Source organism: Paenibacillus sp. PCH8 (assembly GCF_002968835.1).
Lineage (GTDB): Bacteria > Bacillota > Bacilli > Paenibacillales > Paenibacillaceae > Paenibacillus.
The window spans coordinates 30,817-57,231 of record NZ_PKQK01000011.1 but is presented as its reverse complement, the minus strand read 5'-3'; the positions used below and the strand labels follow the sequence as shown (position 1 = coordinate 57,231).

Annotated in this window: 21 protein-coding genes, 9 tRNA genes, 3 rRNA genes, 1 pseudogene and 1 other annotated feature; all 34 genes and pseudogenes read right to left on the bottom strand. The window is 47.6% G+C overall.

Annotated features, from left to right (window positions below; genetic code table 11):
- Window positions 1–365 (bottom strand): annotated as a pseudogene (locus tag C0Q44_RS29750) (SpoIID/LytB domain-containing protein); the annotation flags it as partial.
- A gap of 95 nt (window positions 366–460) precedes the next feature.
- Complete coding sequence (ruvB, locus tag C0Q44_RS29745; protein WP_105410730.1) at window positions 461–1,471, bottom strand: Holliday junction branch migration DNA helicase RuvB; 1,011 nt, start codon at window positions 1,469–1,471, stop codon at window positions 461–463.
- 76 nt (window positions 1,472–1,547) lie between these two features.
- Window positions 1,548–2,162 carry a Holliday junction branch migration protein RuvA gene (ruvA, locus tag C0Q44_RS29740; protein WP_105407168.1) on the bottom strand — a complete coding sequence of 205 codons (615 nt, stop codon included), beginning with the start codon at window positions 2,160–2,162 and terminating at the stop codon, window positions 1,548–1,550.
- Window positions 2,159–2,662: a crossover junction endodeoxyribonuclease RuvC gene (gene ruvC / locus C0Q44_RS29735; RefSeq protein WP_105407167.1), complete on the bottom strand. Its 504-nt coding sequence runs from the start codon at window positions 2,660–2,662 to the stop codon at window positions 2,159–2,161. Before ruvC ends, ruvA begins: the two co-directional genes overlap by 4 nt.
- A gap of 274 nt (window positions 2,663–2,936) precedes the next feature.
- The gene (locus tag C0Q44_RS29730; RefSeq protein WP_105407166.1) at window positions 2,937–3,629 is read right to left on the bottom strand and encodes a BofC C-terminal domain-containing protein; all 693 of its coding nucleotides are present in this window, start codon (window positions 3,627–3,629) and stop codon (window positions 2,937–2,939) included.
- A gap of 207 nt (window positions 3,630–3,836) precedes the next feature.
- Window positions 3,837–3,910, bottom strand: a tRNA-Pro gene (locus C0Q44_RS29725).
- Between the two features lie 7 nt (window positions 3,911–3,917).
- Window positions 3,918–3,996: transfer RNA gene (locus C0Q44_RS29720), tRNA-Leu, on the bottom strand.
- 16 nt (window positions 3,997–4,012) lie between these two features.
- Window positions 4,013–4,089: transfer RNA gene (locus C0Q44_RS29715), tRNA-Arg, on the bottom strand.
- A 7-nt stretch (window positions 4,090–4,096) separates the two neighbouring features.
- A tRNA-Gly gene (locus C0Q44_RS29710) sits at window positions 4,097–4,171 on the bottom strand.
- 24 nt (window positions 4,172–4,195) lie between these two features.
- Window positions 4,196–4,273, bottom strand: a tRNA-Asp gene (locus C0Q44_RS29705).
- A gap of 27 nt (window positions 4,274–4,300) precedes the next feature.
- Window positions 4,301–4,374, bottom strand: a tRNA-Met gene (locus C0Q44_RS29700).
- Window positions 4,375–4,391: 17 nt separating this feature from the next.
- Window positions 4,392–4,467: transfer RNA gene (locus C0Q44_RS29695), tRNA-Val, on the bottom strand.
- Between the two features lie 7 nt (window positions 4,468–4,474).
- A tRNA-Glu gene (locus C0Q44_RS29690) sits at window positions 4,475–4,546 on the bottom strand.
- Between the two features lie 4 nt (window positions 4,547–4,550).
- Window positions 4,551–4,626: transfer RNA gene (locus tag C0Q44_RS29685), tRNA-Asn, on the bottom strand.
- A gap of 84 nt (window positions 4,627–4,710) precedes the next feature.
- Window positions 4,711–4,827: ribosomal RNA gene (rrf, locus tag C0Q44_RS29680) — 5S ribosomal RNA — on the bottom strand.
- A gap of 144 nt (window positions 4,828–4,971) precedes the next feature.
- Window positions 4,972–7,898 (bottom strand): 23S ribosomal RNA (locus C0Q44_RS29675).
- A 410-nt stretch (window positions 7,899–8,308) separates the two neighbouring features.
- Window positions 8,309–9,861 (bottom strand): 16S ribosomal RNA (locus C0Q44_RS29670).
- The 16S, 23S and 5S rRNA genes sit together here with 9 tRNA genes alongside, the layout of an rRNA operon.
- A gap of 588 nt (window positions 9,862–10,449) precedes the next feature.
- Entirely contained in the window at window positions 10,450–12,081 is a 1,632-nt protein-coding gene (locus C0Q44_RS29665) for a LysM peptidoglycan-binding domain-containing protein (RefSeq protein WP_105410729.1), read from the bottom strand.
- Between the two features lie 195 nt (window positions 12,082–12,276).
- Complete coding sequence (gene ilvE, locus C0Q44_RS29660) at window positions 12,277–13,161, bottom strand: branched-chain-amino-acid transaminase (protein ID WP_105410728.1); 885 nt, start codon at window positions 13,159–13,161, stop codon at window positions 12,277–12,279.
- Between the two features lie 148 nt (window positions 13,162–13,309).
- The gene (pheA, locus tag C0Q44_RS29655) at window positions 13,310–14,182 is read right to left on the bottom strand and encodes a prephenate dehydratase (protein ID WP_105410727.1); all 873 of its coding nucleotides are present in this window, start codon (window positions 14,180–14,182) and stop codon (window positions 13,310–13,312) included.
- Window positions 14,179–15,147, bottom strand: coding sequence for a homoserine kinase (thrB, locus tag C0Q44_RS29650; RefSeq protein WP_105410726.1), 969 nt, complete (start codon window positions 15,145–15,147; stop codon window positions 14,179–14,181). The genes pheA and thrB overlap by 4 nt, the downstream gene beginning before the upstream one ends.
- Window positions 15,144–16,214: a threonine synthase gene (thrC, locus tag C0Q44_RS29645; RefSeq protein ID WP_105410725.1), complete on the bottom strand. Its 1,071-nt coding sequence runs from the start codon at window positions 16,212–16,214 to the stop codon at window positions 15,144–15,146. The genes thrB and thrC overlap by 4 nt, the downstream gene beginning before the upstream one ends.
- 110 nt (window positions 16,215–16,324) lie before the next feature.
- Window positions 16,325–17,611, bottom strand: coding sequence for a homoserine dehydrogenase (locus C0Q44_RS29640; RefSeq protein ID WP_105410724.1), 1,287 nt, complete (start codon window positions 17,609–17,611; stop codon window positions 16,325–16,327).
- Window positions 17,612–17,716: 105 nt separating this feature from the next.
- Window positions 17,717–18,154, bottom strand: coding sequence for an ACT domain-containing protein (locus C0Q44_RS29635; RefSeq protein WP_105410723.1), 438 nt, complete (start codon window positions 18,152–18,154; stop codon window positions 17,717–17,719).
- A gap of 228 nt (window positions 18,155–18,382) precedes the next feature.
- Complete coding sequence (gene obgE / locus C0Q44_RS29630) at window positions 18,383–19,693, bottom strand: GTPase ObgE (RefSeq protein WP_105410722.1); 1,311 nt, start codon at window positions 19,691–19,693, stop codon at window positions 18,383–18,385.
- 16 nt (window positions 19,694–19,709) lie between these two features.
- Window positions 19,710–20,447 carry a Spo0B domain-containing protein gene (locus C0Q44_RS29625; RefSeq protein ID WP_105410721.1) on the bottom strand — a complete coding sequence of 246 codons (738 nt, stop codon included), beginning with the start codon at window positions 20,445–20,447 and terminating at the stop codon, window positions 19,710–19,712.
- A gap of 150 nt (window positions 20,448–20,597) precedes the next feature.
- Window positions 20,598–20,909 carry a 50S ribosomal protein L27 gene (gene rpmA, locus C0Q44_RS29620; RefSeq protein ID WP_017692622.1) on the bottom strand — a complete coding sequence of 104 codons (312 nt, stop codon included), beginning with the start codon at window positions 20,907–20,909 and terminating at the stop codon, window positions 20,598–20,600.
- A 23-nt stretch (window positions 20,910–20,932) separates the two neighbouring features.
- Window positions 20,933–21,262, bottom strand: a complete 330-nt coding sequence (locus C0Q44_RS29615) for a ribosomal-processing cysteine protease Prp (RefSeq protein ID WP_105410720.1) — start codon at window positions 21,260–21,262, stop codon at window positions 20,933–20,935.
- 13 nt (window positions 21,263–21,275) lie between these two features.
- The gene (gene rplU / locus C0Q44_RS29610; protein WP_105410719.1) at window positions 21,276–21,587 is read right to left on the bottom strand and encodes a 50S ribosomal protein L21; all 312 of its coding nucleotides are present in this window, start codon (window positions 21,585–21,587) and stop codon (window positions 21,276–21,278) included.
- Between the two features lie 14 nt (window positions 21,588–21,601).
- Window positions 21,602–21,686, bottom strand: a sequence feature (ribosomal protein L21 leader region).
- A 56-nt stretch (window positions 21,687–21,742) separates the two neighbouring features.
- The gene (locus C0Q44_RS29605) at window positions 21,743–22,993 is read right to left on the bottom strand and encodes an Rne/Rng family ribonuclease (RefSeq protein ID WP_105410718.1); all 1,251 of its coding nucleotides are present in this window, start codon (window positions 22,991–22,993) and stop codon (window positions 21,743–21,745) included.
- A gap of 106 nt (window positions 22,994–23,099) precedes the next feature.
- Window positions 23,100–23,960: a M50 family metallopeptidase gene (locus tag C0Q44_RS29600; RefSeq protein WP_105410717.1), complete on the bottom strand. Its 861-nt coding sequence runs from the start codon at window positions 23,958–23,960 to the stop codon at window positions 23,100–23,102.
- Window positions 23,953–24,801, bottom strand: coding sequence for a M23 family metallopeptidase (locus tag C0Q44_RS29595; protein ID WP_105410716.1), 849 nt, complete (start codon window positions 24,799–24,801; stop codon window positions 23,953–23,955). Before C0Q44_RS29595 ends, C0Q44_RS29600 begins: the two co-directional genes overlap by 8 nt.
- A 152-nt stretch (window positions 24,802–24,953) precedes the next feature.
- Window positions 24,954–25,745 (bottom strand): septum site-determining protein MinD, encoded by a 792-nt coding sequence (gene minD / locus C0Q44_RS29590; RefSeq protein ID WP_105410715.1) that lies wholly within the window; start codon window positions 25,743–25,745, stop codon window positions 24,954–24,956.
- A 3-nt stretch (window positions 25,746–25,748) separates the two neighbouring features.
- Window positions 25,749–26,411: a septum site-determining protein MinC gene (minC, locus tag C0Q44_RS29585; protein WP_105410714.1), complete on the bottom strand. Its 663-nt coding sequence runs from the start codon at window positions 26,409–26,411 to the stop codon at window positions 25,749–25,751.
- Between the last annotated feature and the right edge of the window lie 4 nt (window positions 26,412–26,415).

The window sequence follows — 26,415 nt, the reverse complement described above, 5'->3', positions numbered from 1 at the left end:
AACAGCAATGGCTTATCCGCGGTTGCCTGCAACAATTTTGCTGCCGCAGCCGCTGTTTTGAAGTCCGCTGTTTCCAATACCTTCACTCGAAATCCATCTGCACTGAAACGAACTTGTCCTGCTGGAAGACTTACACTTGCGCCGCTCTCCGATTGGATGCTCCATTGTCCCGTCGATTCAAGCGTAATGAGTGGTGTAGTCGATTTATACGTACTGCCCAGATTCGCAAACATGGCTACACGGATCATCTGTCCATCATTTCCTGCTGCATACGCCGGCACTTGCAGACATCCCACCGTCAAAAGAGCTGCCGCCAGTACCTTCAATCGACGACTCCACTTCTTCGTTCGTATTGCTTTTCCCACAATCAGACTCCTCTCCATGCATATCCTTCAGTATATATCGGATAAATCCTAGGTTTTTTCAATCTTTACAACCGGTAATGTACTTCAAATTTGAACTACTTACCGTCCCTTGGTGGGACAGGCAGACCCAAATGATGATAGGCGAGATCAGTCACAATCCTGCCCCTCGGCGTGCGCTGAATCATACCTATTTGAAGCAGATACGGTTCATAGACATCCTCAATGGTCTGACTTTCCTCTCCGATCGTAGCAGCGATGGTATCCAATCCTACCGGGCCTCCACGGAAACTGTTGATCATGGATTTGAGCATCTTATGATCAATGTCATCCAGTCCAAGAGGGTCAATCTGGAGACGTTGAAGCGCTTCTTCCGCCAGTGCCTGCGTTATGATTCCGTCACCACGTACCTGTGCAAAGTCCCGCACTCGTTTGAGCAAACGGTTTCGCAATCCTTGGTGTCCACGCGAGCGCAATGCAATCTCTTCCGCTGCATCACCAATAATCTCCACACCCAAAATTTCTGTAGAGCGTGAGACGATATAAGCCAGTTCATCCACCGTATAGAATTCCAAGCGACTAATAACCCCAAATCGGTCTCGAAGTGGAGCAGACAGCAAACCAGCACGCGTTGTAGCCCCAATCAGAGTGAACGATGGCAGATCCAGCCGCACAGAACGTGCACTTGGCCCTTTACCAATCATAATATCCAATGCCGAATCTTCCATAGCGGGGTACATAACTTCTTCAACCGTACGATGCAAACGATGAATCTCGTCAATAAACAGGACATCCCCTTCCTGCAGATTGGTTAACAATGCTGCAAGATCACCCGGGCGCTCAATGGCAGGGCCAGATGTGGTTCGTAAATTAACGCCCAATTCGTTGGCAATGATATTGGCAAGTGTTGTTTTACCAAGTCCAGGTGGTCCATATAACAAAACGTGATCCAATGCCTCATTACGTAATTTGGCAGCTTCAATATATATCTTTAAATTTTCCTTCACCTGATTTTGTCCGATATATTCATTCAGATACCGGGGACGAAGGCTCAGCTCAACATTCTGGTCTTCCATCATCAGGTTTGCGGAAATAATCCGGTCATCCATGTTCATCCCTACCTTTTTTTGAAGGCTACAGCAATTTAATAATATGTGCGGTTTCTCCCGAACTCAGCCGGTTTCTTTATCCCGTAAACAGCATTTGCAGTGCCCGTTTCATCAATACATCAACGGAATCCGCTGTAGTAACATCCTTTTTCAATTTGAGCCATACCTTATCCAGCTCACTATCCGTATACCCGAGTGCCTTCAAACCTTCACGTGACTCATCCCAGGCGGAGCCACTTCCCGTCTCTTCCGATGGAGGAGCGAACAGACCTGTTGCATAAGCTGCCACGCCAAAGCCATCCAGCTTATCCTTAAGATCCAGAATCATGCGTTGCGCCGTCTTCTTTCCGATACCTGGCAATTTGGTCAAGAACGTAAGATTCTCCTGATAAATCGCTGTAACCACATGTTCTGGTGTACCTCCAGCGAGTATACCCAGAGCCACCTTTGGACCGATACCAGATACTTCAATCAGTTTACGAAACAAACGCTGTTCATCCCTTGTAACAAAGCCAAACAGTAACATCGCATCCTCACGCACGTGATGGTGCGTATACACGGTTATTTCGCCCTCTTGTTTAGCAAATGTAAATGGGTTCGGACAGAACACGCGATACCCTACACCATGAACGTCCAGTACAATATAATCATTCTCTACATGCATGAACTGTCCTCTTAGAAAATCAATCATTTTCGCAATACCTCATTCAACTTGGAATTTAATGTATAAGAGTGTGCATGACACACGGCTACAGCCAACGCATCAGCTACGTCATCCGGTTTAGGAACGACTTGAAGACGCAAGAACATCTTGACCATCTCCTGCACTTGCTTCTTCTCTGCTTTACCGTATCCAACAACAGCCTGCTTGATCTGCATTGGAGTATACTCTGCAATGGGTAAACCTTTCTGTGCTGCAGCGAGAATCATAACTCCTCTGGCCTGGCTGACAGACATCGCTGTTGTAACGTTCCGGTTAAAAAAAAGTTTCTCCAGCGCTACTGCATCTGGCTTATATTTATCAATTAATTGCACCATACCCTCGTACACGTGAAGCAACCGTTCCTCATCCGGGGTATGAGCTTCCGTCTGAATACATCCATATTGTACGGGTACCACCTTACTGCCGATTTTATCCACAAAACCAAAACCAACAATCGCAATCCCCGGGTCAATTCCCAAAAAACGCAAAACCATCTCTCCCTCATAAAAAGCGAACATATGTATCGTTCATTTCATTATAACAAAAGATAGACCCTCCGGCAGGAAAAACTTTGTTCAACCCAAAACACGCCTTACTTCGTGAATTTTCTACATACTATCCGTATTTTATCGTTTTGAGTTAAAACGACAAAAAGGACATCTATTCGATGTCCTTCACTACATTCTATATAGGTTGTTAAATGTTTTCGTGTTATTCGATGTTTATAAAATTCATCTCAACATTGTAAATGAGTCGATTAGGTTACCCGCCATTACGGATTAATTTATGGTTTTCATCGACTGCATAGTCACTGAACGTAGAGATCACGCTGTCATATTCATCCTTGTCCTGAATTCGTATGCCCTGCTGTAATTGCCTCAACACTCCTTCAGGCAAAGAACTCTCCAACGTGCCAACATCCAGCTGAAAAAACGTTCGAATGACCTTCTCATCTGCTGGCTTACCCTCATACAAATTGAGATTACCTACAGCATCTATACTGATATACGCCTGTTGTTTACAGAGAGGTGACAAATCCTCTACACGTTGCTTCAAATACAATGCATCGGATGTATCCACCCTAGCATCCCACTCCGGATGTTGCGCTAATAGCATCTTTACCTCTGGGATAGCCATCTTGCCCAGCTGCTCTGTCTCCACTCCGCAGATATAATCTGTTTCCAAAACCACACTCGTTAAACGATCCGGATCAGGACCCAGTTGCTCCACTAGCGCCTGAATTTCCTCTTCAGATCTTGTTTCCTGCGTAACTGGTCCCATGGCACTTGTAGCCTCACTGAAATCAGTCGTCAGCAAACGCTCAATTGCAGATGATATTGGCAACCCGCTATATGCCAATATTGTAACTGCGAGCAAAGCCGCCGTCATCCATAATGTTCGTTTCCACCGTCGCCAGCGTCTCTTGAATTGTTTTCTGAAGTTAAACGTGTTCACATGAACCCCTTCTATCACTTTTTAAACTTATTGTGACCTAAAGAATAAGGCTTTATGCAAAATTAACCTGAAGACAATATAAGCTGAGGAAACTTATCCTGAGTTACTCGAAAAGTTACTTTGCTAAGTGTTCCATTGATCTAACACTCCACTATTTAGAACACAACAAAAAAGTACTATCTAATTATAGATAGTACTTTTTTGTGATCGGGATGACACGATTTGAACATGCGACCCCCTGGTCCCAAACCAGGTGCTCTACCAAGCTGAGCTACATCCCGTTATATATACCGGCGAGAGGACTCGAACCTCCACGGTTTCCCACTCGATTTTGAGTCGAGCGCGTCTGCCATTCCGCCACGCCGGCAAATTTGAAGTTATAATGGCGCGCCCTGAGAGATTCGAACTCCCGGCCTTTTGATTCGTAGTCAAACGCTCTATCCAGCTGAGCTAAGGGCGCAAAATATTGGAGCGGACGACGGGAATCGAACCCGCGACCCTCGCCTTGGCAAGGCGATGCTCTACCGCTGAGCCACGTCCGCATGCGATATTTAATAGTATAAAAATGGCGGAACCGACGGGATTCGAACCCGCGATCTCCTGCGTGACAGGCAGGCATGTTAGGCCAACTACACCACGGTTCCAGATTACTTTCTCTAAGGAAAGATAAATTGCGGGGGCAGGATTTGAACCTGCGGCCTTCGGGTTATGAGCCCGACGAGCTACCGGGCTGCTCCACCCCGCGTCATTATTAAAGTGTTATGGTGGAGGCTGAGGGGATCGAACCCCCGACCCTCTGCTTGTAAGGCAGATGCTCTCCCAGCTGAGCTAAGCCTCCATGAATATGACCCGTAGGGGATTTGAACCCCTGTTACCTCCGTGAAAGGGAGGTGTCTTAACCCCTTGACCAACGGGCCTTACTGGCTCCCCGAACAGGGCTCGAACCTGTGACAACTCGATTAACAGTCGAGTGCTCTACCAACTGAGCTATCAGGGAATAATATGCATTTGCAGAGCAAATGCAATTCATCGTACAACGTCCACATGCAAAGCCTGTTTTCTATGTATGATGAAAGAGTTCGCTTGGCGGCGTCCTACTCTCCCAGGACCCTGCGGTCCAAGTACCATCGGCGCTAGAGGGCTTAACGGTCGTGTTCGGGATGGGTACGTGTGGAACCCCTCCGCTATCGCCACCAAACGTGATTTGTCGAAGCATAGCTTCTTGAAATCAAATATGGAACTGAAAATCATACACACGTTCTGTGATGTACCGATTTTCATTTCAGAGATCATTCTCTGAAAACTAGATTCGAAACGAAATTTGCGATTTATCACTTGCATATTGGATAAGCCCTCGACCGATTAGTACTGGTCAGCTCCATGCATTGCTGCACTTCCACCCCCAGCCTATCTACCTCGTCGTCTTCAAGGGGTCTTACATACTGGGAAATCTCATCTTGAGGGGGGCTTCACGCTTAGATGCTTTCAGCGTTTATCCCTTCCGTACATAGCTACCCAGCGGTGCTCCTGGCGGAACAACTGGTACACCAGCGGTACGTCCATCCCGGTCCTCTCGTACTAAGGACAGCTCCTCTCAAATTTCCTACGCCCACGACAGATAGGGACCGAACTGTCTCACGACGTTCTGAACCCAGCTCGCGTACCGCTTTAATGGGCGAACAGCCCAACCCTTGGGACCTACTTCAGCCCCAGGATGCGATGAGCCGACATCGAGGTGCCAAACCTCCCCGTCGATGTGGACTCTTGGGGGAGATAAGCCTGTTATCCCCAGGGTAGCTTTTATCCGTTGAGCGATGGCCCTTCCATGCGGTACCACCGGATCACTAAGCCCGACTTTCGTCCCTGCTCGACTTGTAGGTCTCGCAGTCAAGCTCCCTTATGCCTTTGCACTCTTCGAATGATTTCCAACCATTCTGAGGGAACCTTTGGGCGCCTCCGTTACTCTTTAGGAGGCGACCGCCCCAGTCAAACTGCCCACCTGACACTGTCCCCGCACCGGATTACGGTACCAGGTTAGAACCTAGATACGATCAGGGTGGTATCCCAACGTTGCCTCCACACAAGCTGGCGCTCATGCTTCAAAGGCTCCCACCTATCCTGTACAGATCGTACCCAAATTCAATATCAAGCTGCAGTAAAGCTCCATGGGGTCTTTCCGTCTTGTCGCGGGTAACCTGCATCTTCACAGGTATTAAAATTTCACCGGATCTCTCGTTGAGACAGCGCCCAAGTCGTTACGCCATTCGTGCGGGTCAGAATTTACCTGACAAGGAATTTCGCTACCTTAGGACCGTTATAGTTACGGCCGCCGTTTACTGGGGCTTCGGTTCACAGCTTCGGATTGCTCCTAACCACTCCCCTTAACCTTCCAGCACCGGGCAGGCGTCAGCCCGTATACTTCGCCTTACGGCTTCGCACAGACCTGTGTTTTTGCTAAACAGTCGCTTGGGCCTTTTCACTGCGGCCCCCTCGTGCTATTCACACTACCGGGGCACCCCTTCTCCCGAAGTTACGGGGTCATTTTGCCGAGTTCCTTAACGAGAGTTCTTCCGCGCGCCTTAGAATACTCTTCTCGCCTACCTGTGTCGGTTTGCGGTACGGGCACCATCACCTGGCTAGAGGCTTTTCTTGGCAGTGTGAGATCATGACCTTCGCTACTGTAATTTTCGCTCCCCATCACAGCTCAGCCTTAGTAATGTGCGGATTTGCCTACACATCAGCCTTACTGCTTAGACGGACATCCATCAGTCCGCGTCACTACCCTACTGCGTCCCCCCATTGCTCATAACGGCTTACGGTGGTACAGGAATTTCGACCTGTTGTCCTTCGACTACGCCTTTCGGCCTCGCCTTAGGTCCCGACTTACCCTGAGCGGACGAGCCTTCCTCAGGAACCCTTAGGCTTTCGGCGGACAAGATTCTCACTTGTCTTTTCGTTACTCATACCGGCATTCTCACTTGTATAATGTCCAGCGCTCCTTACGGTACACCTTCAACCCTTATACAACGCTCCCCTACCCCTGATGCATTGCATCAAGCCATAGCTTCGGTGGCGTGTTTAGCCCCGTTACATTTTCGGCGCAGAGTCACTCGACCAGTGAGCTATTACGCACTCTTTCAATGGTGGCTGCTTCTAAGCCAACATCCTGGTTGTCTGTGCAACTCCACATCCTTTCCCACTTAACACACACTTGGGGACCTTAGCTGATGGTCTGGGCTGTTTCCCTTTTGACAATGGATCTTAGCACTCACTGTCTGACTCCCGGAAGTAAGTCTATGGCATTCGGAGTTTGACTGAGCTTGGTAACCCTTGCGGGCCCCGCACCCAATCAGTGCTCTACCTCCACGACTCTGTTTTCCGAGGCTAGCCCTAAAGCTATTTCGGGGAGAACCAGCTATCTCCGAGTTCGATTGGAATTTCTCCGCTACCCCCACCTCATCCCCGCATTTTTCAACATGCGTGGGTTCGGGCCTCCAGTGCGTGTTACCGCACCTTCACCCTGGACAGGGGTAGATCACCCGGTTTCGGGTCTACGTCCACGTACTATGTCGCCCTATTCAGACTCGCTTTCGCTGCGGCTCCGGCTCTTCACCTTAACCTTGCACGGGAACGTAACTCGCCGGTTCATTCTACAAAAGGCACGCCATCACCCCTAAAACGGGCTCTGACTTTTTGTAAGCACACGGTTTCAGGTTCTATTTCACTCCCCTTCCGGGGTGCTTTTCACCTTTCCCTCACGGTACTGCTTCACTATCGGTCGCTAGGAAGTATTTAGCCTTGGCAGATGGTCCTGCCGGATTCATACGGGGTTTCACGTGCCCCGCACTACTCGGGATCCGTCTCGGAGAGAACCGACTTTCAACTACAGGGCTTTTACCTTCTTTGGCGGGCCTTTCCAGACCTCTTCGCTTAATCGGTTCCTTTGTAACTCCATGTGAGACGTCCCACAACCCCAAAGAGCAAGCTCTCTGGTTTGGGCTTCTCCGCGTTCGCTCGCCGCTACTGACGGAATCACTATTGTTTTCTCTTCCTCAGGGTACTTAGATGTTTCAGTTCCCCTGGTATGCCTCTGCATAACCTATGTATTCAGTTATGAGTAACTGGAAATTACCCCAGCTGGGTTTCCCCATTCGGACACCCCCGGATCAAAGCTTGCTTACAGCTCCCCGAGGCAGTTTCGTTGTTCGCCACGTCCTTCATCGGCTCCTAGCGCCTAGGCATCCTCCGTGTGCTCTTAGTAGCTTAACCAAATTGTTCCGATTTCGACGGCTCGCTTCTCTTGTTTTGCTTGCGCAAAGCCAAAAGTCACTCCCATTCGATACCATCACAACAGCAATTATCTACCTTATAAACACTTCACTTGTTTACACAAGATCAGCTAGGATGATTGTTGATCGGTTACTTGAACCGAACAAGCATTCATCCCTTAAAGGAATGTTCTAATTCGCAAAATTTCGTTTCGATATCTAGTTTTCAAAGAACAAGCTCCATGCAAAAGCAAGCTGTTTGAGAGTTTGAGCTCTCAAAACTGAGCAACGAGTGAGTGTTTTGCTTTTCATTTCATCCACACCGAAGTGACGGACCGAAATGAGTCGCTGTGCAGGTTCTAAAGAACCTGCTTATTTGAATGTTTCCACTCGGGAAACGATTCTCCATAGAAAGGAGGTGATCCAGCCGCACCTTCCGATACGGCTACCTTGTTACGACTTCACCCCAATCATCTATCCCACCTTCGGCGGCTGGCTCCTTGCGGTTACCCCACCGACTTCGGGTGTTATAAACTCTCGTGGTGTGACGGGCGGTGTGTACAAGACCCGGGAACGTATTCACCGCGGCATGCTGATCCGCGATTACTAGCAATTCCGACTTCATGCAGGCGAGTTGCAGCCTGCAATCCGAACTGAGACCAGCTTTGTTGGGATTGGCTCCATCTCGCGATTTCGCAGCCCGTTGTACTGGCCATTGTAGTACGTGTGTAGCCCAGGTCATAAGGGGCATGATGATTTGACGTCATCCCCACCTTCCTCCGGTTTGTCACCGGCAGTCTATCTAGAGTGCCCACCCGAAGTGCTGGCAACTAAATATAAGGGTTGCGCTCGTTGCGGGACTTAACCCAACATCTCACGACACGAGCTGACGACAACCATGCACCACCTGTCTCCTCTGTCCCGAAGGAAAGATACATCTCTGCATCGATCAGAGGGATGTCAAGACCTGGTAAGGTTCTTCGCGTTGCTTCGAATTAAACCACATACTCCACTGCTTGTGCGGGTCCCCGTCAATTCCTTTGAGTTTCAGTCTTGCGACCGTACTCCCCAGGCGGAGTGCTTAATGTGTTAACTTCGGCACCAAGGGTATCGAAACCCCTAACACCTAGCACTCATCGTTTACGGCGTGGACTACCAGGGTATCTAATCCTGTTTGCTCCCCACGCTTTCGCGCCTCAGCGTCAGTTACAGCCCAGAGAGTCGCCTTCGCCACTGGTGTTCCTCCACATATCTACGCATTTCACCGCTACACGTGGAATTCCACTCTCCTCTTCTGTACTCAAGTCACCCAGTTTCCAGTGCGATCCGGGGTTGAGCCCCGGGATTAAACACCAGACTTAAATGACCGCCTGCGCGCGCTTTACGCCCAATAATTCCGGACAACGCTTGCCCCCTACGTATTACCGCGGCTGCTGGCACGTAGTTAGCCGGGGCTTTCTTCTCAGGTACCGTCACCTTGAGAGCAGTTACTCTCCCAAGCGTTCTTCCCTGGCAACAGAGCTTTACGATCCGAAAACCTTCATCACTCACGCGGCATTGCTCCGTCAGGCTTTCGCCCATTGCGGAAGATTCCCTACTGCTGCCTCCCGTAGGAGTCTGGGCCGTGTCTCAGTCCCAGTGTGGCCGATCACCCTCTCAGGTCGGCTACGCATCGTCGCCTTGGTGAGCCGTTACCTCACCAACTAGCTAATGCGCCGCAGGCCCATCCCCAAGTGACAGATTACTCCGTCTTTCCAGTTCTCTTCAGGTGAAGAAAACAATTATTCGGTATTAGCTACCGTTTCCGGTAGTTGTCCCAAACTTGAGGGCAGGTTGCCTACGTGTTACTCACCCGTCCGCCGCTAACCATCAGAGAAGCAAGCTTCTCTTCAAGTCCGCTCGACTTGCATGTATTAGGCATGCCGCCAGCGTTCGTCCTGAGCCAGGATCAAACTCTCCAATAAAAGATGAATTTCAGTAACGTGGTTAGACGTTATAAAAATCATCTCAAGTATTTGAAAAGAGCGATATGCTCATTTTGAATCTGACGAGATTAAAAATCTCATTTGTGCTCCAGCCGATTCAAGCCAAGGCTTGTCTCAAACTTTCGCGTTCATTCTGCAAGCAGAATATTTACTCACTCGTTGTTCAGTTTTCAAAGATCAAACTTGTTATTCTGTATTCCGTGTCAGCACTATGTTTCAGCGGCGACTTAAATAATATATCATATGGCTGAATCTAATGCAACAGTTTTTTTGTTTCTTTTATTTAGTGGTTTGTATGAACTGAAAGGTATCACATTACATCGATTCCCTATCTTGTACCATTACAGTGATGACCCCATAGATACAAATATTTTAACATACTCATGAAAGTGTTTACAACAATTCCTCAATGAAATGTTCTACATCAGCCTGTCCTGAACAATTATGGATTCGTTATGCATAATCCAATTTATACTTATACAAAAGAGAAACCAGCTCTCTAATAAGGAGCTGGCTTATCTTTTGTATAACAGATAATTTCACTTACTTTTCAGCAACTGCATTTCTTTAGTTTTGTATCCATGGATTACGGCGTTTTTTGGCTGGTGTACGCGGGCTGGAAGTTGTTCTACCCTCTCTGGATGATTTTCCAGAGACAGAAACCTTGGATTTATTCTTCACTGGAGTTTTGGCTGTTCTGCGTTTCGCAGCTACCAGCTTATTCCCGGCTTGCTTGGACTTCGTCTCCGAATCAAACTCTTCAATTGATGCCTGACTTAAATTAGCGTCATCACGTCTCCCTTTTTTGCCACTCTTGCCTTGGCCTTGCGGAGGGTACATGTCGCCAAAAGCACCAAGTGGAGACGGCGGAACCATGTTCTGGGTAGGATAGGGATTCTGATAAGCATACTCAATAGGCTGGTTTGGCATCGTTGATGTGGACATTTCAGGTGGCATACCGTACGAAGGACCATACATGTTCCATGCCGGATCCTGATACCCATGAGATGGATAAGTATAGTGAGGCACATGTGAATGTGAACCACATCCGCATGGTGGGTATGGAAGCATCGAATATGGAGAAATGAAAGGCGGCTGATGATTCATATGACTAGGTGCTGCGAATGTCGGAAACGGACTGTTCACATGGCCAGCCGGTGCAATTGGAAATGAATTATTTTGCATTTCTGCGGACAGATTGGGCATAACGTTGTTGTGATTATGATTTTGCTCCGCCCCAGTCCACGGGCTGTTCGAAAGATCACCGCCACTATAAGGGCTAACTTCCGGAATTCCTGGAAACGGAGAATTGTTACTCGCTCCCGCCGTGTACATGTCTTGCTGAACAACATATACCTCCTGTGCAGGGACCGGCACTTGAGCATAAGGATGTTCCGCAGGAGCATGATGCAATTTATTTCCGCAGCCGCAAGGCGCTTTTGTTACAGGCGCAATCTCAGAAGGAGACTTCGTATTAGGCATTACTGGTAAAGGCATCATTTCTGGAGAAAGACTAGGCATTGTATATTTCTTGGAATCAGTAACGGGCTTAACATGAAGCTCAGGCTTAACCTCTTCCTTTTTGTGCGTTTCTTTTTCTTTTGCTTTTTCCGGTTTCACTTCAGGGATTTCAGGCAACTGCGGCAGCACTTCCAGTTCCGGCATCACATTTGGCTTTACCGGATTAGCCGGTGGCGAGACTGGGACTGGGACTGGGACTGGAACCTCTAATACAGGAGGAGTTGGCGTCACTGGCGCCGATGGTGAAGGTTCTTCTTTGACTCCCGTGTACTCCTTGCTTTCAGGCACCAACTTTTCATGCGCACCCATGTTGCTGGCGCCTGAATTAGACGTGGTATTTCCTTGTGCATGCATAGAAGGGATGTATACCGTTTCCCCCACCAGAAGAGCGTTCGGATTCTTCAGCTGTGGATTCGCATTAATCATATCTTTTAAAGGAACTCCCCAGGCTTGTGACAACTTCCATAATGAATCCCCTTGCTGAACCTTATGACTGTGCAACATGCCTTCTGGTTTCGGTGTTACCGGCTCTGCAGGGATCTTGACCTTCATGCCAATATCCAGTTTGTCGGGATTCGTGATTTGCGGATTAGCCACGATCAATTTGTCCAGCGCAACATTGTATTTTTGGGACAGCAAATATAATGTGTCACCTTTTTTCACCATGTGTATTTTCACAGGGAACTAACCTCCTAGACGTCATACTTGGGCAGTACATTCGCCCATACCGTTACTACATCCTATGCAGAAACCGGGCTAATGACATCAACTAAACAAAAAAAATCCTCCTGTCTCTAAAATCCCCATACGCCAGGTATGCTGAATTTTATCGGACAAGGAGGATTCCTGTTCCCTATGTTGTTCTATTCAAGCCTAAGATTCCCACACTTTATAGCCATCTTTGTCAACAATCTGACGGAATGCTTCAAGCAATCTCAGCGTAACAGGACCTGCTACACCCGTACCAATTGTTCTTCCATCTACTTCATATGCAGCGATAACTTCTGCAGCTGTTCCGGTGAAAAAGACTTCGTCTGCGATATACACATCATGGAGGGTGAATGGAATTTCTTTTAATTCAAGCTCAAGCTCGCCACATAGATCGATAATGGCTTGACGTGTAATCCCTTCAAGCGCTCCGAGATAACAAGGAGGCGTGTATACTACACCATTTTTGATGATGAAGATGTTATCACTTGAACCCTCAGTAACGTACCCTTGGGAATTCAGCATAATCGCTTCACCAGCACCTGAATAGTTAGACTGGATTTTAACCAGAATGTTATTCAAATAGTTCAATGATTTAATTTTCGGATTCAATGCATCTGGTATGTTTCGGCGTTGGGATACGGACACTGCTTTCAACCCAGTAAGATACGCTTCCTCCGGATAGATCGCCAATTGCTCCACGATGATAATTACAGATGCCTTGGGGCAACGTAGCGGGTCCAACCCCAGATTACCAGGGCCACGCGATACAATTAGACGAATATAGCCATTACGCATATCATTGCGGCGTACCGTTTCAGCCATTACTTCCAGCATCTCATCAATAGATAGCGGGATATTCAAACTGATGGATTTCGCTGAATCATACAAACGATCCAAATGGGCCTTACATCTAAAAATGTTTCCGTTATAGATCCGAATACCTTCGAAAATCCCGTCTCCATACAAAAATCCATGATCATATACCGAAACGGTTGCGTTCTCTTTGGTCACATACTGACCATCCAAATAAATCCATTGCTCTGCCACCGATGACTGCACCTCCATAAAATATCCATTCCCTGAACTCCGAAACGTTACTAACCCGTCCATTGTACACCAAATGACAAGCGATTACTCACTCATTCTACCCAGACTTATGACAACCTTCTAACATTCCCAACCACCATCAGGTCAATTACCTCGAAGGGTATGTATAACAGGGATAGCTACCAAGAACGCGCACCTGACAATTCAATGCCTCAATTTCAGCCATAGCTGCGGTGAGTAATATTGAGTCAACTGTTTCGATAACATCAATGTAAAAATAGTAGCTACCCAATCGTTTCTTCGTTGGACGAGATTCGAGCCGGGTCAAGTTCAGCTTCCGCCAGGCAAAAGCCGACAATACCTGATGCAAAGCTCCCGGCGCATCTTCTGGCAACGTTACCAGCAAGCTGGTTTTTACATGATCCGGTTCACGGGGGATGTTCACAGGCTCATGGCCTATGAGCACAAAACGGGTATAATTGTTGTCATGATCTGTGACCCGTTCAGCCATAATATGCAGACCGTGCTTCTGAGCAGCAAGCTTTGTCCCGATCGCTACCCAGCCTTTACCCGGATTTTTTTTCACAATTTCTACAGCTTCGGCTGTACTGTTTACACCTTCAAGGTCCGCTCCTGGTGAATGCAGTCGAATAAAATTCTGACACTGTGGAATAGCCACCGGATGAGACATGATTTTCGTGATTCTACCAAAGTCATACTCGCCACTCTCCGTCATAAATTCCTCGCCATGTCCAATGACATTCTGAATGGATGGATACACCCATTCTGCTTGCATTGGAATATCCACCTCATTCACAAGCCAGTCCATATGAAGACTAACAGAACCTTCTATCGTATTTTCGATCGGAATGACACTGTACTGTGCATTTCCGTTATCCACAGCACGAAAAACATCTGAAATCAGCTTGGAGTGAAGCAGGTCGAGCTTTTCACCGTTAAAGAGAAAATCAATTGCTTCATGGGAGACCGAGCCTTCAGGTAATACTGCAATTCGTTTCATGCATTAACTTCCCCTTTGATTCTGTCCAAAAAAGGACGTTCGTCTTGATCAGCCAGCACGGTTACACCATCCAAATCCGGATCCAGCCACAGTGCAGAGGCAGATATGCCTTCCCGTCCCATGGTGTCCAGCAAATATTGTTCCAGTTCTGCTTTCCGGGTGTCATGACGATCTACCAACGTCAACACAGTAGGTCCCGCTCCACTCAGAGCAGCTCCCAAAGCTCCATGATCGGCGGCATGTTCCAATATCTCGGACATGCCCGGTACCAATGATGCCCGGTAAGGTTGATGAATACGATCTGACATCGCCTTCTGTATCATATCCAATCGCCCACTTGCCAAAGCCGCTACAAGCAGTGCGGATCTGCTAATGTTATGCACCACATCAGACATGCCAAATTGCTCTGGAATCACATTCCTTGCTTTTGAGGTAGACAGCTGGAATTCAGGCACAATAACCAAAGCCTGCAAATCCTGATGTGGCTCAATACGTATATGATCTACGTGATGACCATCCCAAGCAGCTGTAATAATTCCGCCGTACAAAGAGGCACCCACATTATCTGGATGTTTCTCAAGAGATGTGGCCATATCCAGAAGCTTGGCATCTGACAAGAGACCACCAATTAATGCATTAGCTGCTGCCAGTGCGCCAACGATGGCTGAAGCGCTACTCCCGAGTCCCCGCGTAAGCGGGATGTCGGAATACATGGAAATCTCCAATTCGGGTACCGATACCCCAGCTTCTTCGAATACCATCTGTGCAACTTCATAGATCAGATTGGATTTATCCGTAGGCAAACCTGTCAAATGATCACCATGGAGATGGAATGTTGTCTGCTCCGCTGGTTTCATTTCCAACCAGGCATACAAAGACAATGCCATGCCCAGGGTATCAAACCCTGGACCCAGATTGGCTGTACTTGCAGGTATTTTTACGGTTACCTTTTCTAGCAAACTCATACAGACTGCTGCTCCAGTTGGGCGATAGCTGCCATTACCGCTTCTTCCGTATCCTCAACAACCAGTGGCTCGGTAGCTACCGTTTGGATCGCGATATTCGGATCTTTCAGGCCATTGCCTGTCAGCACACAAACCACAGTCTCTCCGCCTTTAAAGTACCCTTCACTCTTCAGTTTGTATACACCGGCAAGGGAAGCTGCAGAAGCAGGTTCAGCAAAAATCCCCTCACGAGCAGCAAGCGTACGATACGCCGCCAAGATCTGTTCATCCGTTACATAGTTAATCTGTCCGCCAGATTCCTCGGCCGCAGCTACTGCCGTTTTCCAGCTCGCTGGATTACCAATTCGAATCGCTGTTGCTACGGTTTCAGGCTCCAGGATCGGCTCACCTTTGACAATAGCCATCGCCCCTTCAGCTTCAAAACCAACCATGCGCGGCAGCGTGTTAGATTTACCTGCCTCTTTATATTCTTTGAAGCCTTTCCAATACGCAGAGATATTCCCCGCATTACCAACTGGAATAGCCAGAACGTCAGGCGCTTCGCCAAGTTGTTCAATAACTTCAAACGCCGCTGTCTTCTGTCCTTCAATCCGGTATGGATTTACAGAGTTTACAAGTGTGATTGGATGTTTTGCTGTAATCTCACGCACGATTTCGAGTGCCCGGTCAAAGTTACCATTGATCGCGATTACTTTGGCTCCGTAAATCATGGCTTGGGCCAGTTTACCCAGTGCAATGTTGTTATTCGGAATCAGCACGATACAATTGAGACCACCACGTGCAGCATAAGCAGCTGCAGCTGCAGACGTATTACCTGTGGATGCACACATGATTGTGTGGCTGCCCTCTTCCATTGCTTTGGCAACCGCCATAACCATTCCGCGGTCTTTGAACGAACCTGTTGGGTTCAAGCCTTCATATTTGAAATACAGATTCAAACCCAGTTCCTCAGACAGATTCTCTGCATGAATCAAAGGGGTGTTGCCTTCCTGAAGCGTAAGCAGGGGTGTATTTTCATTAACCGGAAGGTGCTCTCTGTATGTTTGCAATAATCCTTGATATCTCATTGTGGGTAAACTCCTTTATGATTTAATATTCTAAAATGATGAAATGCTTATGCTGACATGCCTATCATTGAACTCTTGAGTTATAACGAGATTCTGACGGGACAAGGACATTAACCTTCGACCCGATAGACACTCTTAATGCGGCGAATAACGCTGAGTGATTCAAAATGTTTCAATACTTTGTCCATACTCGCCTTACTTGCATTATGTGTAACAATAATAATCTCTGCATCCGGGTTATGCTCATTCGGCTGTTGAACAACCGAAGCCAGACTGACATCATATTCTGCAAAAATCTGCGTGATCTGTGCCAATACTCCTGCTTTATCATCAACATGTAATAATATAAAGTTTTTCGACATAATCTGCTCATCGCTTTGCAGTCGCTTCTGCTTATAAGGCACGATCGCTTTTAGACCATTCACACCCAGTTTAAGGTTTTTGATGACCGCTACAATATCAGCTACAACTGAAGTTGCCGTTGGGAGTTCCCCCGCACCTGCACCGTAGAACATGGTCTCCCCCACAGCTTCACCGTGTACATACACTGCATTGAACACGCCGTTGACGGAGGCAATCGGGTGATTCTGTCTAACCATCGTCGGCTGAACACTGATCGTGATTTCATCGTCAGTGCGATCCGCGATCCCCAGTAACTTCATCTCATAACCAAGTCGTTTGGCATACGTAATATCTTCTCGGGTGACGGTTGAAATCCCCTTAACGCTTACGTCCTGCAATTCCACATTGGTGCGGAAGCCCAACGTACTCAAGATCGCCATTTTGCGAGCCGCATCAAGTCCTTCTACATCCGAGGTTGGGTCCGTTTCCGCGTATCCCAAAGCCTGAGCCTCAGCCAGTACCTCTTCATAGGATGCACCTTCCTGACTCATTTTCGTCAAAATAAAGTTCGTTGTTCCGTTCACAATCCCCATAATGCGAGTAATCCGGTCAGAGGAGAAACCTTCAATCAGTGTACGAATGATCGGAATGCCCCCCGCAACACTCGCCTCATAGAAGACGTCACATTGTTTTTCTTGAGCCTTCGCCAAAATCTCCGTACCGTGCAGTGCCATGAGATCCTTATTCGCTGTTACAATATGTTTCCCACGTTCCAACGCTTCAAGAATATACTCCTTCGTCTGATCGATGCCGCCCATAACTTCAACGATGACATCAATATCCGGGTGACGAATGACTTCCCAAGGATCTTCCGTAAGCTTGGCTCGGTCTACAGCAATGACACGGTCTTTCTCAGTATTTTTCACTGCGATTTTCTCAATGATAATCGGCGATCCAACCTGACTGCTCAGATCCTCCTGATTTCCTTCCACAATGCGAACGACTCCCGTTCCGACAGTTCCCAGACCCAACAATCCGACTTTTACCGGTTTCACTAACGATCTACCCCCTAATGTCTAATCTTGTCCGTGAGCCAGCCCAGTATGAGGGCCCCAGATTCACCCACCGCAACTACCGTAACGTTGTATGTTGAAGCCTCATTAACCTTGGCCTACAATACGTGTGCGTCTTACGCCAGGCATATCCTGCATCCGATCCAGCATTTCACCAATCTCTCCATGAAGATGTGTCGTCTCCACCGAAATGACAACATTGGCTCTTCCCTGAAGCGGAATACTCTGATTGATCGTAAGTACGTTGGCTCCATAACCAGCCACATGTCCGAGCACACGAGACAAGATACCCGACTGATGCTCCAGATCAATGGAGATGGTTACAATTCTCTCACGCTCAAGCTGATTAATCAGATGAATCCCATCTTTGTACTTGTAAAAGGCACTCCGGCTTAATCCGATCTGTTCAACGGCCTCATGCACTGTTTTGACATCACCTGAAGCCAGTAGTTCTTTAACCTGCATGGTCTTCACCACAGCCTCAGGTAAAATATCTTCCCGTACTAAGTAATAGCGTTCGTTCACAGAACGTCCTCTCCTCAAAGACTCATGTATTCATATAGTGGACATTATATAGGATCTATGACAAAAGGGCAATACATGACACGCCTATTTTTCGAAATGCGTTCCTCACAGTATACAAGCTAAGCCCTTGCTCATGTCAGAAAAAACAAAAAAAAACGCAGAGCGGTGGGTTTCCTCCCACTACTCTGCGTATCCATATATATCTGTCTCTCCGTGGAAGACTACCACTTAGTAGTAGCTACTGCCTTCCACGAATTCGAATTCAAATTCTCCGATGCGCACAATGGTGCCTTCAACAGCTCCACGCTTGCGCAATTCAGCATCCACACCCATATACCGCAGTGTACGTGCCAGCTTGAGAATAGCCTCATGCGAGTTCAGTTGCATCCGTTTCATCATGCGATCAATCTTGGCACTTTCGACAACGAACATTTCATTGTCACGCACAATGCGGAAACCATCGTCCTCTTTTTTGTCCAAGCTGTACACTTTACGTTCGGATACATCTGCTACCTCTTCAACCACTCGCTCGTCTGGAACCTGATCGAGCAGATCAGCCGCACGATACAGAAGTTCTTGAATCCCTTTCCGGGTCAGAGATGAAATAGGCATCACTTCAATATCCGGTTGAAGTTCACGAACTTGTTGTAAAAATTGCTCCAAGTTCGCTTCGGAGTCTGGCATGTCCATCTTATTAGCTGCTACAACTTGCGGTCTCTCGGCGAGAAGCGGATTGTACAACTTCAGTTCGTCATTGATTTTCTGCCAGTCTTCAAATGGATCGCGTCCTTCGGAACCCGACATGTCCACCACATGAATAATAATACGGGTACGCTCGACATGACGTAAAAACTCATGTCCCAGTCCGATTCCTTCATGCGCACCTTCAATCAGTCCAGGCAAATCCGCCATAACGAAACTACGGCCTTCACCTACACCGACCACACCCAGATTCGGTGTGATGGTCGTGAAATGATATACGCCAATCTTCGGCTTAGCTGCCGAAACGACAGAAAGCAGCGTCGATTTTCCGACACTCGGAAAACCAACCAATCCCACATCTGCCATAACTTTAAGTTCAAGCACGATGTAACGCTCTTGTCCTTCTTCACCGTTCTCAGCAAGTTCTGGCGCGGGGTTGTTCGGTGTAGCGAATCGGATGTTACCCCGCCCGCCTCGTCCACCACGAGCAATAACAACTTGTTGATCATGACGTGTCAGATCCGCCAGTATTTCGCCACTGTCTTCATCCAAAATGACAGTTCCGGGTGGAATGCGCACAATCATGTTCTCCGCGTTCGCACCATGCTGACTTTTGTTACGTCCCTTCTCACCACGTGGGGCCTTGAAGTGACGCTGGTAACGGAAATCCATCAACGTACGCAGACCTTCATCCACACGGAAAATGATGTCAGCTCCTCTGCCTCCATCGCCCCCGGCAGGTCCGCCGTTCGGTACATACTTCTCACGACGGAACGAAACAATTCCGTCCCCTCCGTCTCCGGCTTTCACATAAATCTTCGCTTTATCTACAAACATTGGTTACCCCTTCTTCCTATATTCCACACGGCATTCTGAATTGTATAAACGTATCCTCAGACGGAAACGGCTCCGTTCTGACATTATTTCCTTTGAGTACGGCAGTAAGCTGCCGTAGTGTTTCCGGATCGGGTGTTTGATCCCCATCCAGCCGGACAACTACATCTCCATGATCCTGTCCGAAGTTCAAGGTCAGTTTGCGAACCTCTCCCCAAGACGACCGGCCACCGCCATATTGGTAGGCCCTGATTGCATCCGCAATCGCCCCCGTAAGCGACTCGCCATCCTCGGGAGAGACCAGAGCACTAAGCTGCAACTCATCCTCTATTTCCACATACAATTCCAGCGCAATCCCGCTGGCCCGAAAAGATTGAAGATAAAACACGAGGGAAGGAATACCCAATCTCGAGATTCGGCTTTCTTCTGTAACCCGTTCTTTTATTCTTTCCACACATTGCACAGATTTATCAAGTTTGCCCAGCCTAAGATATCCATATAACACCTGAAGGTCGTTCATCCAGTCGTGTCGATGATGATTTAATGAAGCTATTGCTGTCTTTTCCATGGATTGTATGATGGTTCTGCGTTCCGCCTCCGCCTGTTTCTTCATCGCATTCACAGAAATAAACAATACTGCGACAGACCACAATGCGCACACGACGCTTGAAATGATCGCCGGATACAGCATAACGAAAACCAAAGGAATCAGAAGTGAACATGCCGCAATCCACGGCACTCTTTTCCAGGATTTCATGGCTTCTCCCCGTTCTACAAAACTCGGTTGGTCTAAACCCACCGTAACCAAGTATAACATGTCTTTTCTGCCAGTTCATTATCGAATAATCGTTGAATACAAAAAACCTCCGGCAAAAATGCCGAAGGCTCCTTAGGCGGAATGCCGATATTACGCTTCTACTGCAGCTGCTACAGGAGCAACGTTTACAGGGTAGATGCTTACTTTTTTACGATCGCGTCCCCAACGTTCGAATTTTACAACGCCGTCGATTTTCGCGAACAAAGTGTCATCTTTACCAATGCCAACGTTAGTTCCTGGGTGAATTTTCGTTCCGCGTTGGCGAACGAGAATGCTACCACCAGTTACAGTTTGACCATCAGCACGTTTAACGCCCAGACGTTGAGCATTACTGTCACGTCCGTTCTTCGTTGAACCTACACCTTTTTTCGATGCGAATAACTGAAGATTTAATTTCAACATGATTGGTTGTCCTCCTTCTTTGCTTATTTGACTTGCTCTATTTGAATATACTTTCCGTATGACTCTGCAATATTAGAGAGCATAACCACCATGGATTCGAGTAGCAATTGTACCTGGGACCAAGTTTCCTCTTTGTCTAACAAAGGTAAAGAAGCGCTTAAAAAGCCATTCTTCATCTTGGCATCCATTTCGACACCAGTCAATGTTTCAATTGAGTTCACCGTACCCACTGTAACAGCGGATACCCCGGCACATACGATGTCTTCTCCACGCTTGGCAAAGTTAGCATGCCCTTCGATGGAAAAGCGTTCGATGCTCCCGTCCTCATCACGAAAGATTTGAACGATAATCACTTATCGCACCTTCTTACGCTTTGATTGTTTCGATAGTTACTTTAGTGTACGGTTGACGGTGACCTTGCTTCACATGGTAGTTCTTTTTCGGTTTGTATTTGTATACAACAACCTTTTGTCCTCTGCCATGTTTCTCCACTTTAGCCGTTACAGTAGCTCCGGAAATCAATGGTGTACCTGCTGTCAAACCTTGATCGTTAGATACAGCCAGTACACGGTCGAACGTTACGCTTTCGCCATCGTTCGCAGTCAATTTCTCAATGAACAGAACATCGCCCTCTTGGACTTTGTACTGTTTGCCGCCTGTTTCAATAATTGCGTACATTTGCCTTGCACCTCCTCATGTCTCAGACTCGCCCGGTCTCAGGTGACAGCCTCCTTGCGGAGCTGTTCTTGTACCCGGCCAGTGCGGTTACAGCATGTGCAAGACCAATAGGCTAAACACATACTTGAAGATTATATCACGCAAGATATCAAAAATCAATGTAAAGGTGAAATATATCTTTTTCCGGTTCCATGGCAGGAAGAACACGGCTCCACATAAGGCAGCGTGCTCTCTTCCCGTACCTTTTTGCGAGTAAGTTCAAGCAGACCCAGCTTGGTCCACCCCATTACGAAGGCTTTGGTCCGATCCTTCTTGAGCTCACTCTCCAAAGTTGCCGCTACTTCGTACCGATTTGAAGCTTCCTCCATATCAATGAAGTCGACAATAATCATGCCACCGATATCCCGAAGACGCATCAGTCGGGCAATCTCAACGGCTGCCTGCATGTTGGTCTCCGTAACGGTCTCTTCCAGACTGTCACCGCCAGCTCCCGTATATTTTCCAGTGTTCACATCCACTACAGTCAGAGCTTCCGTATGATCAATGACAATATAACCGCCTCCGGGCAGCCACACTTTACGGGCAAAATCCTTGTTTAACTGCTCCTGTACATCATAAGCAGCAAAAATGGACTCGGTTCCCCGATACACTTGTACTTTAGGTTGATGACCCGGGCTCATCTCTTCCAGTAATGCCTTTACTTCACGGGCTTGTCCTTCATTGTCGGTGATGACCTCGTCACTGCCTGGCGTATACACATCTCTGATGATTCGCTGCACCATGCTATGATCCCGATGCAAAAGGCTTGGTGAAGGCAAACTGTCCGCTTTTTCACGAATCAGGTACCACTGCGCACGTAATGTTTCCAAGTCTGCCTGAATGGCTTCATGCTGTTCTTCTGCAGATACGGTCCGGATGATTAGTCCCTCTTCTTCCCGCCTCAGTTGCTCTCCAAGCACCTTGAGCCGGGAACGATCCCCCTCACGAGCAATCTTCTTGGATACCGCTACATAATCAGCAACAGGCATGTAGACAAGCCAGCGACCCGGGAGTGAATAATGAGTCGTCACCCGGGCACCCTTGCCTCCTACCGGTTCCTTCAGAACCTGAACAATAACTTCCTGACCGGGACGAAGCAACTCCGAGATGGAAGGCTTCACCTTGGGCTGTTTCTCAAGATGGGGATGGAGCACATCGTCCACATACAGAAACGCATTCTTTTTCTGACCAATATCCACAAAAGCAGCCTGCATACCTGGTAACACATTCACTACACGTCCTTTGAAAAAGGAACCTAGCAGTCCACGCTCGCGTGTACGCTCTGCGGTGAATTCCACAGCTTTGCCTTCTTCCAGAAGCGCCATTTGCATGAGGTTATTTTCATTATGTACAATCATTTGTTTCATGGCTTCACCTCTAGAAGACAATTCAATTCGTCCACATCCATTTCAGTATCTTTGCATTTCTCAATCCTACATGTATTAACCATTTCAGAACAAGTCCACCAGAACGCTACAATTTATCGTTATTCTGTTGAAAATAGGAGCCGATAATCCGTTGTTCTGGCAAAACAGCCATAATTCGTCCCTGTCTGTTCATCACGTATACCATATGGTATCTTTCTCTCTTTAATAGACGCAAAATAGTGTCCAAAGGTTTCGCCGGAAATGAGATTATCGGCTGCGCCAAACTACCGGTAGCCGCATGACGAGCGAATGCACTCTCCCGATTCATGAGAAAGCGGATAAAGCGATAGGGCACATTGCGATAGTCCGTTATGTTGGAATAGAACAAGAAAAGACCGATTAACAATATATTTAGCGGAAGTCCGTAGTCTCCGTTAAGCCACCGGCTGATGGCAACCAAGATAATCCCTGCGCTGCACAGAATGCTAATTCTGTAAGTCCACATTAACGTTGTATAGTAGGGTGCCCACAGACTAACCAATGCCTGAACAATTTTACCTCCATCCAAAGGCAATACAGGAAGCAGATTAAACAGGGCAATGAGCAAATTCCCTTGAATGATATAGTTCAGAAAAAGTGGATCGCCCAGATTGGCATACTGCAACAGCCAAACAACACCAACCATCAGCATGTTTTGCAATGGGCCTGCCAGAGCAATGATAATTTCTCGGAAGGCCGTGATGTTGCCCCCATCTTCAATAACAGCCACGCCTCCAAAAGGAAGCATCTGTATTGACACAACACGGCAGCCCAGAAGGGCTGCCGCCGCAGCATGTCCACATTCATGAATAAATACGATGGCAAACAATGTGATGAGCTCAATAAAATGTCCGGTCAGAAGGGAAGCCATCATGATAATCACAAAAAACGGATGAAATGTAATACGTACACCCCATACCCTAATCAAGGGCAACGACTTCCGCTGGATCTACGTATTCCTCACCCTCTTTAACCGCAAAATAGAGCGTGGCCGGTTGTTCACCCCCAGTAGCCTTGAGACTCCCGACCTCATTCCCTGCTTCTACCCAATCATTCACGCTCACTTCACTCTCGTTCAAGCGGCCGTATATTGCTGTAACATTACCTGTGTGTTGGATAACAACCGTAAATCCACTTGCTGAATCTCCAATGACCTCCGTCACCCGCCCTGCATCCGAACTGGCAACCTGAATAAGTTGTGCACCTGCGGCATCCGGGACAATCTCAATGCCTTTCATACTGAGCGCGAATGGCTGCACCACGGTCCCCGAGATCGGTTTCCCCAATAACTGCCGAATACCTGAACCATTAACAGCATCCGTCGTATGTCCGAGAACGGGAAGAAAAGAAGGCGTCCCTCCAAAATTCCTTTCATACCAGGCAGCGGCAGAGGCAAAATTCATATCCCTATGGAGTGCATCGGCAATCACTGCTTTGGTTGATGTCGTCCACGATGTATTCAACTGAAACAGGCCCCATACTCCGCCAAATATCAAAGCGCTAATCACTGTCCGTCTGAGAAGTGACTTGAATAGATTAAATCTTGAATGACTGCCTGGAACGAAACGACCATTCTCTTTTTTCCACAGCCATTCCGGGTCTCTTTCCTGTATACCCTCATCAGACGCAAGCGGCTTCCGTTTATTGATTTCATTCTTGTGCAATAGCGAACCTAATTTTTGCTCCTGTAAGACTTCCAGAGTCGCACCGTCCATCAGTCGCCGAATGCGTTCTTCTCTTCTCTGCTTGATTCTGAGTTTCGTATTCATGGAATATCCTCCCGCCGAGGCTTGTTTACTACATCCTATGAAGAGGCGATTGAGAATATGAACAAGCCTGCCCGCAGATAACAAAAAAAGCCGGGCTACAAGCCACGGCTGTCATACGTTCAGTGTTATGAATAAGAGTGTTTAATGAGTTATCACATTCCGAAGAACTTTTTGAAGCGCAAAAAAGCTCCCTTTTTCTGATCCAGCTGCATTAATGGAACCGTATCTCCCAGAATGCGTCGTGCGATGTTGCGATACGCAATTGCCGCATGTGAATCCGGATTCATGACCGTAGGCTCTCCTGAATTGGCAGCCTTGATGACCAGTTCATCATCAGGTACGATACCGATCAGGTCAATATTAAGTACTTGTAAAATACCATCGATATCAAGCATGTCACCCGATTTAACCATATTATTGCGAATTCGATTCACCACCAGCTTCGGTGATTGAATGTGTGAACTTTCGAGCAGTCCGATGACGCGATCCGCATCACGTACTGCAGCATTTTCCGGTGTAGTGACCACGATGGCCTGATCTGCTCCTGCTACCGCATTTTTGAAACCCTGCTCTATGCCGGCTGGGCAATCAATAATGACGTATTCAAAATCTTTTTTTAATTCAAGGATAATATCCCTCACCTGTTCTGGAGACACAGAGTTTTTGTCTCTTGTCTGCGCCGCAGGCAGCATATATAATTCTTCAAAACGTTTGTCTTTGACCAAAGCCTGATTCAGACGGCAGCGGCCGTCCGCAACGTCGCACAAATCGTAAATAATACGGTTTTCGAGTCCCATCACGACATCCAAATTACGAAGGCCGATATCGGTATCTACCAGACAAACCTTTTTGCCGAGCAGCGCCAGCGCTGTCCCGATGTTTGCCGAGGTGGTTGTTTTACCCACGCCGCCTTTACCCGAAGTGATCACGATCGCCTCTCCCATGAGCTACACTCCTTTAAACACATTAAAATCTCGGCGCAACCGAACGATATTGCTCATCTTGTCGATCTGCATCTGATTGTCCTGTAAGTAAGCAAATTCCATTCCGGTCTCTCGGCTCTCCCATTCATCGGGAGGACGACTGATAATATCAGCAATCCGTAGCTGCGTTGGTGCAAACACCGAAGCAGCAATGATGGCTTCCTCGTCCCCGCCAATTCCAGCATGAGCCATACCTCTGAGTGAACCCAATACATATATATCCCCGGTACACGTCACCGTGCCCCCAGGATTAATATCCCCAAGAAAGAGGAGATTTCCTTCATGATGAAGCACCTGACCTGAACGCACCATGCCACACATGGTCACAATCGGCGGCGGTCCTTGAACCTCCGGTATGAGTGCAGGTGAGTCGATAGAACGTATAAGCAGATTCCCTTTTCGCTTCAACACATCGAGGATTGCTTCTTTCTGGTCCTCTGTCACTTCGCGGACACCCAACTTGACATCCACATGAACAATCGGTCCGGTCAAAATATTTTGATGGCTGTGTTCCAGCTTATAGCGGAGCTCATAGAGCAATTCCTCGAATTCACATTGATCGTCCAACAGGAAAACCAGGCCGTCTCGGATGCCTTTAATCGTTACGTGATTCGATTTTACCGTCATAAGC